Source organism: Glutamicibacter sp. JC586, from assembly GCF_009805585.1.
In the GTDB taxonomy this organism is placed as follows: Bacteria; Actinomycetota; Actinomycetes; order Actinomycetales; family Micrococcaceae; genus Glutamicibacter.
In genome coordinates, this window is sequence record NZ_VHIN01000022.1 from 414,421 (window position 1) to 431,618 (window position 17,198).

Sequence of the window (17,198 nt, forward strand, 5' to 3'; positions counted from 1 at the left end):
CTACTTCGAGAGAATCTGTTCTACGTCGTCGAGGATCTTGTTGGCTCCAAGAATTCCGATTCCAACCATCCAAGTTTCATCGGCAACTTCGTGGAGTTTTTCATTTTTCACGGAGTCAAGGGACTTCCATAGACCGGTGACTTTCTCCATGGTAGTTGCTTTGGGATCCCCACCTGAGTTGGTGTAGAAGACCACGTCGCCATCGATCTTTTCGCCAACTTGCTGAGCGCGTTCGTCGAGATCGGAGATCAGGTTTTCCATTTTGTCGCTCTCACCGACTGCCGCGGTGGTGATGCGAGCCTGTTCCGTTCACAGTGCTGAACAATTGTCTGTTGACCCAGGTTTTTGTCCCGTCTGCGCAAGTGGCTCAGACATGGTTGGTCGGATCTTTACGGGGCAGAGGGTGGGTCGAAATTCCATGGCTCAGCGTGGCAGTCTGGGTTGTCCTAGTGGTCCAGTTGGCTTGCGACCGTGATCTGTGCCGGTCCAATTGGTTTTGTTGCGCTGGTTGCTCCGCATATTACTTACGCGATGAGCAGATCTCGCAATCTCGTGGTTTGTGCGCTCACCGGTGGCATGCTGCTCATGCTCAGCGACTTGGTGGCTCAATATGCACTGCCCGTGGTCCTGCCCGTGGGTATGGTGACCAATCGTCTTTGGCGGTGGTTTATTCCTGTGGCTGTTATCCAGGCGGGGCGGGTAGGTGGCTGAAACTATGGAACGACGAAGGACTAAGCTTCGCGATCAACACTGCCATGCAAAGAGACTGACGCAACTCCGGGTTCACGCGGTGAGGTTCATCAACGATGAATTCTCATGACTTCGACGACTCGTTGGTGCTGCGCTTCCCGGTGGAATCAGTAACCGCGGCGGTTTCTCACGATGAGGATGAATCCGCAGTATCCGTCACGCGCGAGTACACAGTTCAGTCCTTGGATCCTGAAAATAGTCGCTTGAGTGTGGATTTTTTAGTGCATGAGCATGGGGTAGCGTCGCAGTGGTCTCAACGTGCCAGAGCCCAGCGGTCAGCAGATTTCATCGTGAAGTAGGAAATACGCCGGGGCATAAAGTGTTGATTGACTCGAACCCGCCTCCCTCAATGGTTGATTATTCAGGGAGCCGTAAAATCACCATCCTCCATGTTGATTCTTCGCCTGAACAATTGATTGAGGCGAGTGAACTAGCGCAGACGGGCAGAGCCGAAACAACTTTTATCTGGATTGTGGGAGAGGCTAGCTGGGCCGGAGAGCTTCGACGGACGCTGATCCGGGACTATGGAGTCGACAAAGACAACATTCAGTTCACCGGGTATTGGAAGTCGGCCTAGTGCTGCACGTAGCTCAACGGGTTCAGATACGGGAGGACTCATTCTTAATGGAGCCGATACGATCTCATAGACTCTAGAGAGCAGTGAACCGTAGGGATGGGAGATTTTGTGGCTAGAGTTTTCGGGTCTGCGAAGCTGGTGGGCGCTGCTTTGCTCCTGGGTTCCTTGCTCCTGGGCGGCTGCAGTCAGGTAGAGCCTGTCCCTGAACCGAGCGCCAAAAAATCAGTGAATCTCGACAGTAGCGAATTGCAAAGAATCTTGACGCAATTTACTTCTTCAGAAGACAACCCGAAGGTGCTTTCAGATCAGAAGCTTCGCGCCAGCATCCCTCTAGCTCAACAGTGGCTCGAAAGTGCAAAGATCAAACCAAGTAAATGTGGTGTGACTTTTGCTCAACCAGTGAGCGGGCAGCTAGGGACAGCGACGCTTGGTGCGGTGGAACTTAAAGACAGCTATCTCATGGTTGCGATCTTTCACAACCCAGATGTCTTGAAAAAGCAATGGTCGGCGATGAACGATCTCTTTAACGAGTGCTCCCGGTATTCGGTAGCCACCGACGGGAAATCTCGTGCCTATCACTTAGCTGCTCAACAATTGAATTCTGATGCTGAGCACGACCAAAGTTACGTAGTCACTAGCAGTGACGGAACAACGTCTCAGCAACAGTTCGTAGTTCATTCCGTTGATGCAAATGTGTTGATTGGAATCCAACAGCCTGTCACTCAGACTCAAACAGCGGAGCAAATTGAATCTGCGACTGGCATAATCAACAACTTGTTGCGGGAACTACAGCACGCAGGTCAGGTTTCGGCGACAGCTCCGTCAGGAAATAATTAGAGGAATCTTAATGAACAAACTTCGAATTCTGTCGCTCGTTACCGTGGTGGCTTCCATGGCCTTGGTCGGTTGCTCTGAGGGATCCCAGCAGTCACAAACTAGCGATTCCTCGCAATCCTCTGATTCGGTCCAGAGCCCGAGCGAAAACCTAACAAACCAGCAAAACTTGAGCGCGGAACAAGTCAAAAGTGTGGCTTCAAAATTGCTTTCCAGCGACCAATCGGTACAGGTTATTGGCAACGAACAGATGCAACCTCAACTCAAGGCCGCCAAAGACGCCACTGCGCCTTCAGGCATTAAGCCGGAAAAGTGTGCAGATTTGAACGCCAAGTATTCGGTAACTGATCTCACCGGAACGGTAGCGGCTACGGCGACTAGCAGTTCGGAACAAATGGGCAAGGTGGTCCAGATATTTTCAGTGACCGATGCAGCTACCAAGAAGAACATTTCGAATGCTTTGGCATTTGATGATCTTGCAGACTGCGACAAGGTCACGATTGAACAAGATGGCGAAAATCTGACTGCACAACGTCAGATTTTGCCGATGAATGTGAAAGCAGAACAAGCTTTGACCATGTCCACTATTCTCGATGCCGGTGGTGGACAGAAGCTGAGTTCAATCGCCGTTCAAGCGATGGACGGAAACAATTTTGTTCTGGTTACGCTGCAGACCGGTTCGATGCAACCGGCCGAGCTTGCCACCGAAGCTGTAGAGCTGACGGATCAAGCGTTTGATGAAATCAAATCGGTGCAATAGTTCTGGTAATTACTTTTATTTCGAACGTGTTGTGTAATACTGGGTATTGCATTTCATCACCGACGTGAGGATTACATCATGAAGAAGCAAGCTCTGTGGGTGCTACCGATCGCGGCAGCATTCGCTTTGACCGGTTGTGGCGGCGCCAGCGACAACTCTGCAGGTAGCAACGGTGGCGATGAAGCCAAAGCGCTGACTGCCGAACAGACCACCACCGTCGTTAAATCATTGGTTGGAGACGACTCCGATGCAAAGGTCTTGGACAGCGAGACGCTCAAGTCAGCACTGCCGGATTCCAAGAAGCTGATTGAGCAGATGAATATCAAGCCGGAGAAGTGCGCCGAACTGGTCACCCAGCAGGGTACCGAGGATCTTGATGGAATTAATATGGCTGTTGCCATGATTACCAGTGGCGGTACCGCATCGACGACGTATTCAGTCGCTGGTTATGAGGACACGGCCAAACTAGACAAGACCAAGGAAATGGCCGAAAAGAAAGACATGCAGGGCTGTGACAAGTTCACCATGTCCATGTCTGGACAAGAGATCTCCGCATCAGCCAAGATCCTCGATGCGTCCTCTGATGCAGACACCACTATCGCTACCCAGACCAGCATGACGGTCAACGGCCAAGAGTTCCCTGGTGGTGCATACCAGATTCAGGGACTCGTTGGAAATAACGCTGTCGTCATCGCCTACTCGGGTGGAGACGGAAGCGAGTCCGAGGCAGATGTACTCAAGAAGCTCACCACCGAGCTGAACAAGGGCGTCGCCAAGATTAAGGAAACTGCGAAGTAGTCAATACTGAAACTTCGAACGGCTCCTTTGCAGGTCACCTCGATCTGTAGGGGAGCCTTCGGTGATTAAAAACCTGAGTGGCACTTCCCAAGCATTGTGTCGACGTGGCATTCTCAATAAATGACTGTGGAGCAACGTGGCCCGCGGGGGCTAATTCAGGCAGCCTTAACTGCGGGCGAAGACCCGGCGGCTAAAGCGCGGAGCCTCAAATCCTTGCATCAATCATGGGCTGAGGGAACACGCATTGAAGAAGTCGTGCGCCCGGTGGTTGCGCGGTCGTGGTCACGAGCCGGGTCGCTAGGCAAAAACATCGTGCCATTGGACGCTTCCGCGGTGCGCGAAAAGCGCGAGTCCAATGAGCAGCTTGTTGATTTGGTTGATCTGTTCAAGGATCGCCTCCTGTCCATGGCGACTCAAGCCGGAAACCAGTTGGTGATTTCTGACGAGCAAGGATACGTGCTGTGGGTACTGGGACCATCGACCATCCGACGTCGAAGTGACGGAATAGGATTCGTTTCAGGAGCCAGATGGCGCGAAAGTGATGTCGGGACCAACGGGATCGGCGCGGCCATGGCGGAGATGCTACCTGTGCAGATCTTTGGCCCAGAGCATGCCCGTGAAGAGCAACATTCTTGGGTGTGTACCTCAGCGCCTGTTGTGAACCCGGCGACCACTGCGTTGGTGGGTACGGTGACTCTGGCCGGATCGTTTCGAACGGCACACCCTCACTCGCTTGCTCTAGTCTCCTCCGTTGCCAAAGAAGCTGAATCCCTATTGCTTGCGGAGCACAAGCTAAAAATGCAACGGCTCGAGCTCACGAGCGAATTGCCTCAAGGGGAATTTGTCCTGGTAGATTCGCACGGTTCGGTTGCGGCAAGCCGGGGTTTTAGTACCGGCGGTAAGGTACATCTGCCGCCGGGTCTAGCCGAAGGGCACGTCTGGGTCGATGCATTGGGTCCGGTTGATGCTCTGCGTACCGTAGGTGGTTGGATTTTCACCCGGACGAAAGAAGGTATGAGTCTCCAACTGTGCTTCGGTCCTCAGCGACAGGTGATGATTCATGCTGCCACGGGAACGTCTCTCGTAGTTTTGGGGGAGAAGCACTGGCAAATCATCGAGTTATTGTCTCGACATACCCACGGAGTGGATGCCGAACAATTGCGATTATTGTGGCCACCGTCCACTCCACAGGTAACCATCAGGGCGGAGATTTCTAGGCTCCGAGCCAAACTGCCCGGAGTCATTGCGTCGCGTCCATATCGATTGGTTGTTCCTATCGTTAATCAATAGCAGCACATGAGCTTTCTTCTTTGGGTGCAACCTTTTGCAACGCTTCTCTTTTGTGACGCACGTCATATTCTTACTTCAAGGCGGTATGAACGCCGTGAATTTTTCCGGACTTCGAACGAATTGAAGTGATGAAGATGTCAAGCAATGAAGCACTGTCCCAAGCCCAAGAATGGGGCAAAGCACTTGAAGTAGCACTGGGCGCCGGCGATGTCGAACAGGCCATCGAACTATTTGGTGAAGAGTCCTATTGGCGAGATCTCACCGCCTTGACCTGGAATCTGCATACCTCCGAAGGACGCGAAGACATTGCCAAGATGCTCTTGGGCGTTGACCGCGGCTCCTGGCCTAGGAATATCCAAGTGACCAGTGCGGAAGAAAACGACGGGGTTATCGAAGCGTGGTACACCTTCGACAATGATGCCATCCAAGGTCTGGGTCTCTTCAGGCTGCGTCAGGGGAAGTGCTGGACTTTATTGAGCACAGCTCAGTCGTTGGTCGAGTACCCTGAACCAGCAGGGAAACTTCGCGAACGCGGCGCCGAACATGGTTCATCCATGAGCAAAGAAAACTGGCTGGATCGACGCACCGAACAGCAGCTATCCATAGGAATTACCGAGCAGCCCTACACCCTGATCATTGGAGGCGGCCAGGGAGGCATCGGGCTGGCTGCCCGACTCAAGCGCATGGGCGTGCCTGCCCTTGTCATCGACAAACATCCGCGGCCAGGAGATCAATGGCGCTCGCGTTACCACTCACTGGCTCTCCATGACCCGGTTTGGTACGACCATATGCCCTACATTGACTTTCCCGATCACTGGCCGGTGTTTACCCCGAAGGACAAAATGGGGGACTGGCTTGAAAGCTATACCAAGCTCATGGAACTGGATTACTGGTCCTTGACGGAAGCGAAGAGTGCACGCCAAGATCCAGAAGGTGAAGGATGGATTGTAGAGGTGGTGCGTGATGGTGTACCGGTGACACTGCGCCCAACACAGCTTGTCCTGGCTACCGGGATGTCAGGTGTTCCCAATATTCCGCACTACCCGGGCGCCGAGATTTTCACCGGTGAACAAAACCACTCATCCACCCACCCCGGCGGCGAGCGTTACGCGGGCAAAAACGTTGTGGTAATTGGGGCCAACAACTCTGCCCATGACATTTGCGCAGACCTGGTTCAAAACGGTGCCAAACCAACGATGGTGCAACGTTCGAGCACGCACATCGTCCGGTCGGAATCGTTGATGAAGTACGTGTTGGGTGGCCTCTATTCGGAAGAGGCTTTGGAAGCAGGAATTGACCACAATAAAGCGGACCTGATCTTCGCATCGATTCCCTATAAGGTCTTGCCTGATTTCCATAGGCCAATTTTTGACAAGATTCGTGAAGTTGACGCCGAGTTCTATCAGTCCCTGGAAGATGTGGGCTTCGACTTGGACTTCGGTGACGATGATTCTGGACTATTTTTGAAGTACCTGCGTCGTGGTTCGGGCTATTACATCAATATTGGTGCCAGCGAGTTAGTGGCCGACGGATCCATAGCACTGGCCAAGGGCGAAGTTTCTCACCTGAGTGAAAATGCCGTGGTACTCGCCGATGGCACACAACTGCCAGCAGATGCAGTGGTCTACGCGACCGGCTACGGTTCAATGAACGGGTGGGCTGCCAAGCTCATCTCCCAAGACGTTGCCGACGAAGTAGGCAAGTGCTGGGGATTTGGTTCGGGAACCACCAAAGATCCGGGCCCATGGCAAGGGGAACTACGAAACATGTGGAAGCCGACCAAGGTGAAGAACCTATGGTTCCACGGTGGCAACCTGCACCAGTCGCGGCACTATTCCAAGTACTTGGGGTTGCAACTCAAGGCGCGTTATGAGGGGCTAGCCACCCCGGTGTACGCGCTCGCCGAGACGTTCCATCAGTCTTAAAAAATCAAACCTGCTAGATCAGCGTCGAACAGGTAGGGGAGATCCTTATTCTTGGGATCTTCCCTACCTGTGTGTGAGGAAGAAAATCCGCAACACGATCTAGTGGATTCCCCTTGAATTTATTGGGAAGTGGCGCGAAGCGGTAGCATTAGAACTGGTCGACTTTGCGGCCAAAAACCCTTTTGATTTTGCATAGCTAGTCGGCACCGGATTACCTTCTTCCGAGTCGACGGACGGAATAGGACGCCCCTCAGTGGTTTTGAAGCTTTCCACTACCTTCTTGCGCACCCTGCGTGAAGATCCGGTTGACGCCGAAGTCGCCAGCCACAAGCTGTTGGTTCGCGCTGGTTATATCCGCCGCGCAGCACCGGGTATCTACACGTGGTTGCCGCTGGGCTTGAAAGTTCTTGCGCGCGTTGAAGCTATTGTGCGCGAAGAAATGAACGCTATCGGTGGCCAGGAAGTTCACTTCCCGGCGCTACTTCCTCGCGAGCCCTACGAACAGACCGGTCGCTGGACCGAATATGGTGACGGGCTGTTCCGACTGAAGGACCGCAAAGACGCGGACTACCTCTTGGCACCAACCCACGAGGAAATGTTCACCCTGCTGGTCAAGGACCTGTACAACTCGTACAAGGATCTTCCGGTGTATCTGTACCAGATCCAGAACAAGTACCGCGATGAAGCGCGTCCACGCGCGGGCCTGCTACGCGGACGTGAATTCATCATGAAGGACTCGTACTCTTTCAATATCGATGATGAGGGTCTGGACGAGGCTTACATGGCCCACCGCGGCGCATACCTGAAGATCTTTGAGCGTTTGGGACTAGAAGTTGTTCCAGTCTTCGCTCAGGCTGGCGCCATGGGTGGTTCCAAATCGGAAGAATTCCTCCACCCAACCCCAATTGGCGAAGACACCTTCGTGCGTTCGCCAGGCGGATATGCGGCCAACGTGGAAGCAGTGACCACGGTGGTGCCTGAGGAAATTGATTTCACCAATGCGCCATCATTTGAAGTCATCGACACCCCGGATACCCCAACCATCGCCACCTTGGTGGCCGCAGCCAACGAACTGCGACCACGTCAGGACCGTGCTTGGGAAGCCAAAGACACCCTGAAGAACGTGGTGCTTGCGGTCATCGATCCAGAAGGCAACCGCCACCTAGTTGTTCTGGGCATTCCCGGCGACCGCCAGGTTGACGAGAAGCGTTTGGAAGCAACCGTTGGCATCGCACTAGGCATCAGTGGCGAAGTTGGCGTGGAACAGGCTACCGCCGAAGACTTAAAGAGCCACCCTGAGATCGTCACCGGGTACCTCGGCCCAGCATTGGGTATGGAGAAGCAGCTACTGGGTAAGGACACCGAGAGTGGCATCACCTACCTGGTTGATCCCCGTGTAGTTTCGGGCACCACCTGGATCACCGGTGCCAATGAAAAGGGCAAGCACGTCTTCGGATTGGTCGCTGGCCGAGACTTCGCCGTTGATGGAACCATCGAGGCAGTCAATGTTCTCGAAGGTGACCCAGCACCGGACGGATCCGGTCCACTGCGCACCGAGCGCGGTATCGAAATGGGACACATCTTCCAGCTGGGACGCAAGTACGCCGAAGCACTTGACCTGAGGGTTCTTGACCAGAACGGTAAGCTGACCGTGGTCACCATGGGTTCCTACGGTGTTGGCGTGACCCGTGCGGTGGCGGCTTTGGCCGAAACCTACCACGACGACAACGGCTTGACTTGGCCAAAGCAGATCGCACCGGCACAGATTCACATTGTGGTGACCGGTAAGGGCCCAGAGTTGCTTGAAGCTGCTGAGAAGTTGGCGAATGAGTTTGAGGCTGCCGGGCAAGACGTGATTCTTGATGACCGTCCAAAGCTCTCTGCCGGCGTGAAGTTCTCGGACGCAGAACTGATCGGCGTGCCAACCATCGTTGTGGTTGGTCGAGGTTTGGCCGACGGCGTTGTGGAAGTCAAGGACCGGGCTACCGGTGAGCGTCAAGACGTCAAGGTCGAAGACGTGGTCGCCCAGCTCAGCGCGTAAAACGCTGTACACAAAAACTGAATAGGGGAGTAGTGCGGTGCAAGAAGTTTTGGAATTTCTGTCCGTCAACGGTGAACCGGTCTCCGTCTGGCCTTTGTTGCTGCTGCTGATTGCAGCCTTAGGCGCAGGATGGATTGATGCGGTGGTTGGCGGCGGTGGCCTGATTCAATTGCCCGCGCTACTTCTTTTTCCAGGCATCACTCCGGTGCAAGCCCTTGCGACCAATAAGCTCGGGTCAATTTTTGGTACTGCGACCAGTGCCGTCACCTACTATCGGCGCACGAGTCCGGATTTAAGAACCGCCATCCCGATGGCGTTGACCGCGTTGGTTGGTGCCTTTGGTGGCGCCGGATTGGCGACAATTCTTCCCTCGCAGGCAATCAAACCAATTATCATTGCCGCCCTGATTGCTGTATTGCTCTTTACTATCTTTAAACCAAGAGCCGGGGAGCTTTCACGCTTACGCTACGTTGGTCGCCAGCACTATGTTCGGGCGCTGGCCATTGGGGTAATAATCGGCGGTTACGACGGCATGGTTGGTCCAGGAACAGGCTCATTCCTGATTATCTCCATGGTCACGGTGCTCGGTTACAACTTTCTGCAGTCCTCAGCGAAAGCAAAGATCGTTAACCTGTGCACCAATTTGGGTGCACTATTGCTTTTTGTGCCGACGGGCCATGTGTTGGTTGGTTTGGGAATAGCCATGGGAGTGATGAACATGATTGGTGGCTACCTCGGTGCGCGTATGGCCATATCCAAAGGTAGTGGATTCATCCGAATTGTTTTTGTCGTTGTTGTTAGCGCGCTAATTATCAAGCTTGGCTCGGACATGATCCTCGCCGACTAACTACTGTTGAGCAGACCTGATTTAGAGCGTGCTTGCTGTGGAAGCTTCAACCGTTGTGTAGCCGCTTTCATGCTTCACGTGCTGTGGGGCGATAGCGTGGACCACTGAACTGGCGGGCATTTGTTCAATGCGGAAGGTTAGGAAGCTTGATTCCAATGACGAGCGATACAGCTGCTCGATGGTGGTTTCTTTCGGCAACGGGTCAACAACCTGCAGGGCTGTGCAGCCGATGGAGACGTACATAAACCACAAGTCCCCATTTGATGGGTCGGTGGTGGCAACTAGTACCGGTGGTTGGTGAGCTGCGACCAAGGACATCACGTCGCTCAGGCTCTCTTCCGGTTGCGCGATGACAATCGGCATACCTTGAGACCAACCGTGCGCGCTGAGTTGGGCACGGCCTTGTCGAGAATTAATAATTTCACTGACAAGTTCTGCAATTTTAGATCGTACAAATCGACCTGGCATCATCCATCCTCCTGTATACACTGTTGTAACGAGTGTCCGGATCCCCATGCAAGGCTCGCTTGTTTCCGGTTTCCACATAATCTGCGACAGTGAAAACTTGAACTGTTGAACCTTGATTTCACCCTAGCCGTTTTGTACAGGAATAGCGAGAGTGCGATGTTCCTGAAGGCTTTTCGATAATCCCGAATTTGTTTCCACAATGCTACACGGAGGAATAACCTCCTGTACGACAATGTCGTCAGTAATTTCGAAGGAGTGGCTGTCTAGGACTTTTTTGGCACTGTAGCGTATTCGAATGCAGGGAGAACAGATAATGATCTGTCTCGACGCGGTAGTCAGCGGCTGTAAATTATCGTCACGGTTTCACACTTAGTGGCGGAAAATATTACCGTCGTGATTATTTTGTTATAGATCTGGTGTAGGGCAACAAGATCAAATTCCAGGGTTGATTCGGTTCTAATTGACGCCGGTACCAGACTCTAAGATGCGATGATCAGGATCGGACGCTGACTCGCTTTTGAGCACTTCAAAGGTCACAGCAGCGATCTGTGACTGGGTCGAACCATCAGAACTCCCGGAAGCAAGAACTAATGCTTGATCGAAATCTTCGCTCGCTTCGGAAACGATCGAGTCTAGATTCTTCAGGCCATCCTCGGGCAGCGCGTAGGCAGGCTGGCGCAAATCACCGCACTGTGAATCTACTACTGAACGAAGACTCGCCAACCGCTTGTTGAGCACTGTTCGACGCTTTTCAATGGATTCAGAGGCTGCGGCTTCACCACGTGCTGCCTGTAATTGCAATGTGTAATCCAAGGCGTATCCACGGTCCAGAGCGCGGGCAACAGTGACAGACTCAAAGTCCTCAGGGTTCTTGACCTCGATATCATCGTTCAGAAGATTTCCATCAGGCAGGCAACTTACCGGTTCGGTCTCTTGTTGCCCAGCATCTTCGCTCAACGGCATGGCAAGTTCCGGTGGATTCTTCTCGCCTATTGAATTCACTACCTGATGGGCGTCCGCATTGGTCTGAAAGGATATCTGCGACAGAAGCTTCACTGTTTGTAATGACGGATTTTTCAGTGACGGTAGGTTGGCTGACATTGTGGCCACATCTTGAGCTACTGCCGTCGCTTCTTCCGGGGAGTAGGACTGCGGCAGTTCGGTGGCGGATTCCTCTTCGAACTGCAATTCTCCGAGCAACGCTGCGCCCTGCGCGAGAGATGCTCCCAAATTTGCCAATGCGTCTGCACTGTCGCCATCGGTGAGACCGGCTAAATGGTTTGCACGCGCGGCAAGATCTGCCAGCTGCGCACCATGAATCCACAAGGACCTCTCATCGACACTCGCCGACTGAACCTCCTGAGGCAAGCCGCGGTCAACCAGTGCGCCATGAAAGACCGTGCTGCCAATTCCCCAAGTAAGTGCCGCAGCCACCACGCCACCTAGTGCTGGTGCGATCCAAATAGGTGCCCGTGAAACGCTCTGTTTGCGGCCATTGGAGTGAGGAAATTTTTCAGTCATAGCGATTCGATCATTTCACGTTCGGCCGCAAATTTAGGCCTAATCTCGTGTCGCGCGCCACCCTACGGGGAAAAAGTTCGTGAGTTCTTTCACCTGAGGCCGGTTGATAGTTCTCAACGAGCGAAACGCACTATACGCTTAATGGACAACATCGAATAGCGTGGGAGGATATCCATGACCGGAATGCCGGCCGATACCGAACAGGAAGCGCAGCGACTGACTGCATTGCTTTCCAAAGAAGTAGAATCCCACGGGCTTCTGTTAGAAGAAGTCACTTTGCGTCCTTCTGGCAAGCAGATGATCGTGCAGATCATCGTCGACAAAGCCGACGGCAATGATTCGGTGAATCTTGATGAACTTGGTGAAGTAACGACCACAATCTCCAACGCTCTGGACAAGGACGCTGCTTACGCAGCAGCAGATCCTTACGAACTCGAAGTGAGCTCCCCAGGGCTCTCACGCCCACTGACAGCACAGCGTCACTGGGTTCGTGCTCTGAACCGCATGGTGAAAATTTCCTTGAGTGACGGCGCCAAACTGCGTGGACGTTTGTTGGAAGTTAATGACGCTGACGTTCTTGTCGCCGAGCACCGTGAGCCGGCTAAGAAGGGTATGAAGACTAAGGTTCTTGAGCCTGCCCTCCACCCTTTTGAAAATATTCGTAAAGCTGTTGTCGATCCAGAACTGAACTTCGATGACGCACTATTGGACACCGTTGATTCTGAAGATTTGGAGGGCTAAGCGTGGATATTGATCTCAACGCTCTGCGTATTCTGGAAAAAGACCGCGACATCCCGATGGATGTACTGATCCCAACCATCGAGTCGGCATTGCTGCTGGCTTACAACAAGACCGAAGGCGCCATGCCAGGGGCGCGTGCTCACATTGAGCGCGCCACCGGCCACGTTGCCATCATGGTTGAAGACCGCGACAACGCTGGTGTGTTGCTCGGTGAATTCGACGACACCCCTCACGGCTTTGGACGCATCGCTGCCTCCACCGCTCGTCAGGTCATCATGCAGCGTCTGCGCGAAGCTGAAGACGCGCAGGTTGTTGGCGAGTACACGGCCCGTGTTGGAACTTTGATCTCCGGCGTAATCCAGCAGGGTTACTCGGCACATATGGTGCAGGTAAAGATCGGCGACCTAGAGGCACTACTGCCACCAGTTGAGCAGTCCCCAGGCGAGAAGTACCAGCACGGCAATCGCCTGCGCGCCTACGTTGTTTCGGCTGAACGCGGCAACAAAGGTCCAGCTGTGACCCTGTCACGTTCGCACCCAGGCATGGTTCGCTTGCTGTTCGAAATGGAAGTTCCTGAAATCGCTGACGGCACCGTCGTGGTTGAGGCGCTGGCTCGCGAGGCCGGACACCGCACCAAGATTGCTGTGCGTGCCACCAAGCCTGGCGTTAACGCCAAGGGCGCTTGCATCGGTGAAATGGGTACTCGCGTCCGCGCCGTGATGAATGAGCTGAACGACGAGAAGATCGACATCGTTGACTACAACGAGGATCCTGCGAAGTTCATCGCCGCTGCCTTGTCCCCATCGAAGGTTGTCTCGGTAGAGATCCTTGATGAGGCAGAACGCCGCGCTCGCGTGGTCGTTCCAGACTCGCAGCTGTCGTTGGCTATTGGTAAGGAAGGGCAGAACGCCCGTCTGGCTGCCAAGCTGACCGGCTGGCGCATTGACATCTTGGCTGCCTCCGGTGGCAAGGAGCCACAGCTCTAAAGCTGGATGGTCAAGAATAGCTAGGACGTTGTGGGCAAGCCTAGCGCCTGTGAGTCAGAACTCATGCGCGCTATGGCTTGCAAACGCGCTAGACTAGTAGATGGCTCGTACAACTAGGGAAGGTGGCGACGGCGCTCGCATGAAGCTGCATCAGCAACGCACGTGCATTGGCTGTCGAACCGTAACCAGCAAAAACGAGTTACTCCGCTGGGTCCTGACGCAGGGCAATCCACTTTCTGTGGTGAGCCTAGATATGCAGGGTTCCGCCTTCGGGCGAGGAACCTGGACTCACGGTACACAAAAGTGTGTGCGGCAAGCTGTGCAGCGTAAAGCATTCGCGCGGACCTTCCGGTCCGCTGTGGATGACTCGCAGGTAGTACAAGCTTTTGCCGCATACGAAGATCAGCTGGCAACACGCCAGCAATCTGGCAAACATGATGAAAGCGGGTCAGAAATCTGATGGCAACCCGATGAGTCGGCAATGTTGAGCGCACAACGATGAATTATCAGTTCTGCGTGATCCACCGTGCGACGGAAGAATTTCACGAATTACACAGCTGATTTGCCAGACCTCCTGCATTAAAGATTTTTTCTTTGAAACTGGGGTTTGAGCAGATCACATCGATACAGGAGAGATGTGGCTAAACCCCGCGTTCACGAGCTCGCTAAAGAGCTCGGAATCACTTCAAAAGAAGCACTAACCAAATTGCAGGATATGGGCGAATTTGTTCGCTCTGCATCCTCGACCGTTGAACCTCCAGTAGCACGCAAACTGCGTGATGCTTTCCCAGGTTCCAACGCAGCAGCAGCCAAGCCGGCTGCAGCAAAGCCAGCAACCTCGAGCGCACCAAAGCCGGGATCGAAGCCAGCACCAAGCCCAGCGGCTTCGTCGCCAGCTAAGCCAGGCGCCAAGCCTGCCGCTAAGCCAGCAGCAGCTACCCCGGCTCCGGCTGCTCCAGCAGCGCCGGCAACCCCAGCGGCACCAGCTGCTAAGGCAACTCCGGGTGCACCTGTTCCAGGTGCCGCTCCAAAGCCAGCTGCCAAGTCGGGACCAAAGCCAGGGGCACCACGCCCGGGTAACAACCCATTCTCATCCCAGCAGGGTATGCGTTCGGGTGATTCCGGCGAGCGTCGCGGACAAAACCGTGAAGGTAACCGCGATGGCAACCGTGCACCACGTCCGGGCGCTCCTCGTCCGGGTGGCCCACGCCCAGGCAACAACCCATTCTCCTCGCAGCAGGGTATGCGCGGCGAAGGCGGTCAAGGTCAGAGCGGTCCACGTCCACCACGTGACGGCCAGCGCGGCCCACGTCCAGGCGGTCAGGGCCAGGGCGGTCCACGTCCAGCACGCGACGGTCAGGGTGGCCCGCGTCCAGCACGTGACGGTCAGGGCGGTCCACGTCCACCACGCGACGGCCAGCGTAGCCCACGCCCAGCGGGTGCAGGCCAGGGCGGTCCACGTCCTGCTGGTGCAGGTGCCGGCGGTCCACGCCCAGCAGGTGCAGGAACTTCCGCAACTCCACGCATGATGCCTAACCGCACCGATCGTCCAGCTCCAGCAGCTGGCGGTCGTCCAGGTGCAGGTGCCGGCGGTCGCGGTCGCCCAGGTGGCGGCAACGGCGGCGGTGCCGGTACCGGTGGCGGTTTCCGTCCAGGTGCACCACGCGGTCGCGGTGGTGTTGGCGGTGCTTTCGGTAAGGGAGGCGCCGGTCGCGGCAAGCAGCGCAAGTCCAAGCGCGCAAAGCGCCAGGAATTGGAGCAGATGAGTGTTCCAAGCCTGGGCGGTGTCAACGTACCTCGCGGTACCGGTGAGACCGAGATCCGCCTGCGTCGTGGTGCTTCGATCACCGACTTCGCAGACAAGATTGGCGCAAACCCAGCAGCACTGGTGACCGTACTGTTCCACCTTGGTGAAATGGCTACCTCCACCCAGTCGCTGGACGAGGCAACCTTCGAGGTCCTCGGCGAAGAGCTAGGCTACAAGGTTTCTGTCGTCTCCCCAGAGGACGAAGACAAGGAACTGCTCGAAGGCTTCGGCCTGGACCTGGATGCCGAGCTTGAGGCTGAAGGCGAAGACGTTCTTGAAGAGCGCGCCCCAGTTATTACCATCATGGGTCACGTTGACCACGGTAAGACTCGACTGCTTGACGCTATCCGTAAGTCCAACGTTATTGAGGGCGAGCACGGCGGCATCACCCAGCACATCGGTGCTTACCAGATCAACCACGAACACGAAGGTCGCGAACGTGCAATGACCTTCATCGATACCCCGGGTCACGAGGCGTTCACCGCCATGCGTGCTCGTGGTGCCGAGGTCACCGACGTAGCCGTACTGGTTGTTGCAGCGGACGATGGCGTCATGCCACAGACCGTTGAAGCACTGAACCACGCACAGGCTGCTGGTGTGCCGATCATCGTTGCAGTGAACAAGATCGATAAGGAAGGCGCTAACCCAGACAAGGTCATGGGCCAGCTCACCGAATACGGTCTGGTTCCTGAAGAATACGGTGGCGACACCATGTTCGTGAAGGTCTCTGCACTGCAGAAGCAGGGTATCGATGAGTTGCTCGACGCTGTCTTGCTGACTTCCGATGTTCTGGAACTTCAGGCCAACCCAGATAAGTCCGCTCGTGGTGTAGCCATTGAAGCGAACCTGGATAAGGGTCGCGGTTCGGTTGTCACCGTTCTGGTTCAGTCCGGTACCTTGTGCGTCGGCGACACCATGGTTGTGGGCACCGCCCACGGTCGCGTGCGTGCAATGTTCAACGAAAACGGCGAGAACCTGGATGTGGCACTGCCATCTCGTCCAGTTCAGGTCTTGGGTATGTCCTCGGTGCCACGCGCCGGCGACGGCTTCTTGATCACCGATGATGAGCGCACCGCTCGTCAGATCGCTGACAAGCGCGAAACTGCAGAGCGTAACGCAATGCTGGCTAAGCGTCGTAAGCGCATCACCTTGGAAGACTTCGATAAGGCTGTTGCAGATGGCAAGATCGATACCTTGAACCTGATCCTTAAGGGTGACGCTTCGGGTGCTGTTGAAGCACTGGAAGATTCGCTGATGAAGATCGAGGTAGGCGACGACGTTCAGCTGCGCGTTATTCACCGCGGCGTGGGTGCTATCACCCAGAACGACGTCAACCTGGCTACCGTGGACAACGCCATCATCATTGGCTTCAACGTCCGCCCAGCCGAGCGTGTGTCTGAACTGGCTGACAAAGAAGGCGTGGATATGCGCTTCTACTCGGTCATCTACTCCGCTATCGACGACATCGAAGCAGCGCTCAAGGGCATGCTCAAGCCGGAATACGAAGAAGTGGCCCTCGGTACCGCCGAGATCCGCATGGTCTTCCGTTCCTCGAAGTTCGGCAACATTGCCGGTTCGATCATCCGTTCGGGCACCATCAAGCGCAATTCCAAGGCACGCCTGGTGCGCGATGGCAACGTGGTTGGCGACAACCTGGCGATCGACTCGCTGCGCCGCGAAAAGGACGATGTCACCGAGGTCCGCGAAGGCTTCGAATGTGGTATCGGCCTGGGGTCGTTCAACGACATCAAGGAAGGCGACATCATCGAGACCTTCGAGATGCGCGAAAAGCCACGCGACTAATTGCTCCCCAGCAATTAGCAGTGTGACTCACTGATTCGTGGGCGTTTGAC

The 17,198-nt window shown here is 54.9% G+C and carries 17 protein-coding genes; 14 read left to right on the forward strand and 3 right to left on the reverse strand.

Annotated features, from left to right (window positions below; all coding sequences use genetic code 11):
• The gene (locus FJV47_RS15720; RefSeq protein ID WP_159614628.1) at positions 1–261 is read right to left on the reverse strand and encodes a hypothetical protein; all 261 of its coding nucleotides are present in this window, start codon (positions 259–261) and stop codon (positions 1–3) included.
• A gap of 210 nt (positions 262–471) precedes the next feature.
• Between FJV47_RS15720 and FJV47_RS15725 the strand changes: the two genes are divergently transcribed.
• From FJV47_RS15725 to FJV47_RS15770, 10 genes are all read left to right on the forward strand, one after another.
• Positions 472–711: an iron chelate uptake ABC transporter family permease subunit gene (locus FJV47_RS15725; RefSeq protein WP_159614630.1), complete on the forward strand. Its 240-nt coding sequence runs from the start codon at positions 472–474 to the stop codon at positions 709–711.
• Between the two features lie 95 nt (positions 712–806).
• Positions 807–1,049, forward strand: a complete 243-nt coding sequence (locus tag FJV47_RS15730; protein WP_159614632.1) for a siderophore-interacting protein — start codon at positions 807–809, stop codon at positions 1,047–1,049.
• Positions 1,050–1,069: 20 nt separating this feature from the next.
• Positions 1,070–1,327, forward strand: coding sequence for an SIP domain-containing protein (locus FJV47_RS16815; RefSeq protein WP_370515046.1), 258 nt, complete (start codon positions 1,070–1,072; stop codon positions 1,325–1,327).
• Positions 1,328–1,465: 138 nt separating this feature from the next.
• Entirely contained in the window at positions 1,466–2,164 is a 699-nt protein-coding gene (locus tag FJV47_RS15740; protein ID WP_159614636.1) for a hypothetical protein, read from the forward strand.
• Between the two features lie 10 nt (positions 2,165–2,174).
• On the forward strand, positions 2,175–2,921 hold the full coding sequence (locus tag FJV47_RS15745; RefSeq protein ID WP_159614638.1) for a hypothetical protein: 747 nt from the start codon (positions 2,175–2,177) through the stop codon (positions 2,919–2,921).
• A 78-nt stretch (positions 2,922–2,999) separates the two neighbouring features.
• The gene (locus tag FJV47_RS15750; protein WP_159614640.1) at positions 3,000–3,719 is read left to right on the forward strand and encodes a hypothetical protein; all 720 of its coding nucleotides are present in this window, start codon (positions 3,000–3,002) and stop codon (positions 3,717–3,719) included.
• 120 nt (positions 3,720–3,839) lie between these two features.
• The gene (locus FJV47_RS15755; protein WP_159614642.1) at positions 3,840–5,009 is read left to right on the forward strand and encodes a GAF domain-containing protein; all 1,170 of its coding nucleotides are present in this window, start codon (positions 3,840–3,842) and stop codon (positions 5,007–5,009) included.
• Positions 5,010–5,143: 134 nt separating this feature from the next.
• Positions 5,144–6,934, forward strand: a complete 1,791-nt coding sequence (locus FJV47_RS15760; protein WP_159614644.1) for an NAD(P)/FAD-dependent oxidoreductase — start codon at positions 5,144–5,146, stop codon at positions 6,932–6,934.
• Positions 6,935–7,187: 253 nt separating this feature from the next.
• Positions 7,188–8,975, forward strand: coding sequence for a proline--tRNA ligase (locus FJV47_RS15765; RefSeq protein WP_159614646.1), 1,788 nt, complete (start codon positions 7,188–7,190; stop codon positions 8,973–8,975).
• 58 nt (positions 8,976–9,033) lie between these two features.
• Positions 9,034–9,822 carry a sulfite exporter TauE/SafE family protein gene (locus tag FJV47_RS15770; RefSeq protein WP_370515049.1) on the forward strand — a complete coding sequence of 263 codons (789 nt, stop codon included), beginning with the start codon at positions 9,034–9,036 and terminating at the stop codon, positions 9,820–9,822.
• A 21-nt stretch (positions 9,823–9,843) separates the two neighbouring features.
• Here the strand turns inward: FJV47_RS15770 and FJV47_RS15775 are convergent, their stop codons facing one another.
• Both FJV47_RS15775 and FJV47_RS15780 read right to left on the reverse strand, forming a co-directional pair.
• On the reverse strand, positions 9,844–10,293 hold the full coding sequence (locus tag FJV47_RS15775) for a hypothetical protein (RefSeq protein ID WP_159614650.1): 450 nt from the start codon (positions 10,291–10,293) through the stop codon (positions 9,844–9,846).
• 453 nt (positions 10,294–10,746) lie between these two features.
• Complete coding sequence (locus FJV47_RS15780; RefSeq protein WP_159614652.1) at positions 10,747–11,811, reverse strand: hypothetical protein; 1,065 nt, start codon at positions 11,809–11,811, stop codon at positions 10,747–10,749.
• 174 nt (positions 11,812–11,985) lie between these two features.
• On the opposite strand from FJV47_RS15780, the gene FJV47_RS15785 reads away from it, so the two are divergent.
• The 4 genes from FJV47_RS15785 (at position 11,986) to infB (ending at position 17,148) form a co-directional block, all read left to right on the forward strand.
• A complete protein-coding gene (locus FJV47_RS15785; RefSeq protein WP_159614654.1) occupies positions 11,986–12,552 on the forward strand; it encodes a ribosome maturation factor RimP in 567 nt (188 codons plus the stop codon).
• 2 nt (positions 12,553–12,554) lie between these two features.
• The gene (gene nusA, locus FJV47_RS15790) at positions 12,555–13,538 is read left to right on the forward strand and encodes a transcription termination factor NusA (protein ID WP_159614656.1); all 984 of its coding nucleotides are present in this window, start codon (positions 12,555–12,557) and stop codon (positions 13,536–13,538) included.
• A gap of 139 nt (positions 13,539–13,677) precedes the next feature.
• Positions 13,678–13,998: a YlxR family protein gene (locus FJV47_RS16820; RefSeq protein WP_159614658.1), complete on the forward strand. Its 321-nt coding sequence runs from the start codon at positions 13,678–13,680 to the stop codon at positions 13,996–13,998.
• 177 nt (positions 13,999–14,175) lie between these two features.
• Complete coding sequence (gene infB / locus FJV47_RS15800; protein ID WP_159614660.1) at positions 14,176–17,148, forward strand: translation initiation factor IF-2; 2,973 nt, start codon at positions 14,176–14,178, stop codon at positions 17,146–17,148.
• The last annotated feature ends 50 nt before the right edge of the window (positions 17,149–17,198 follow it).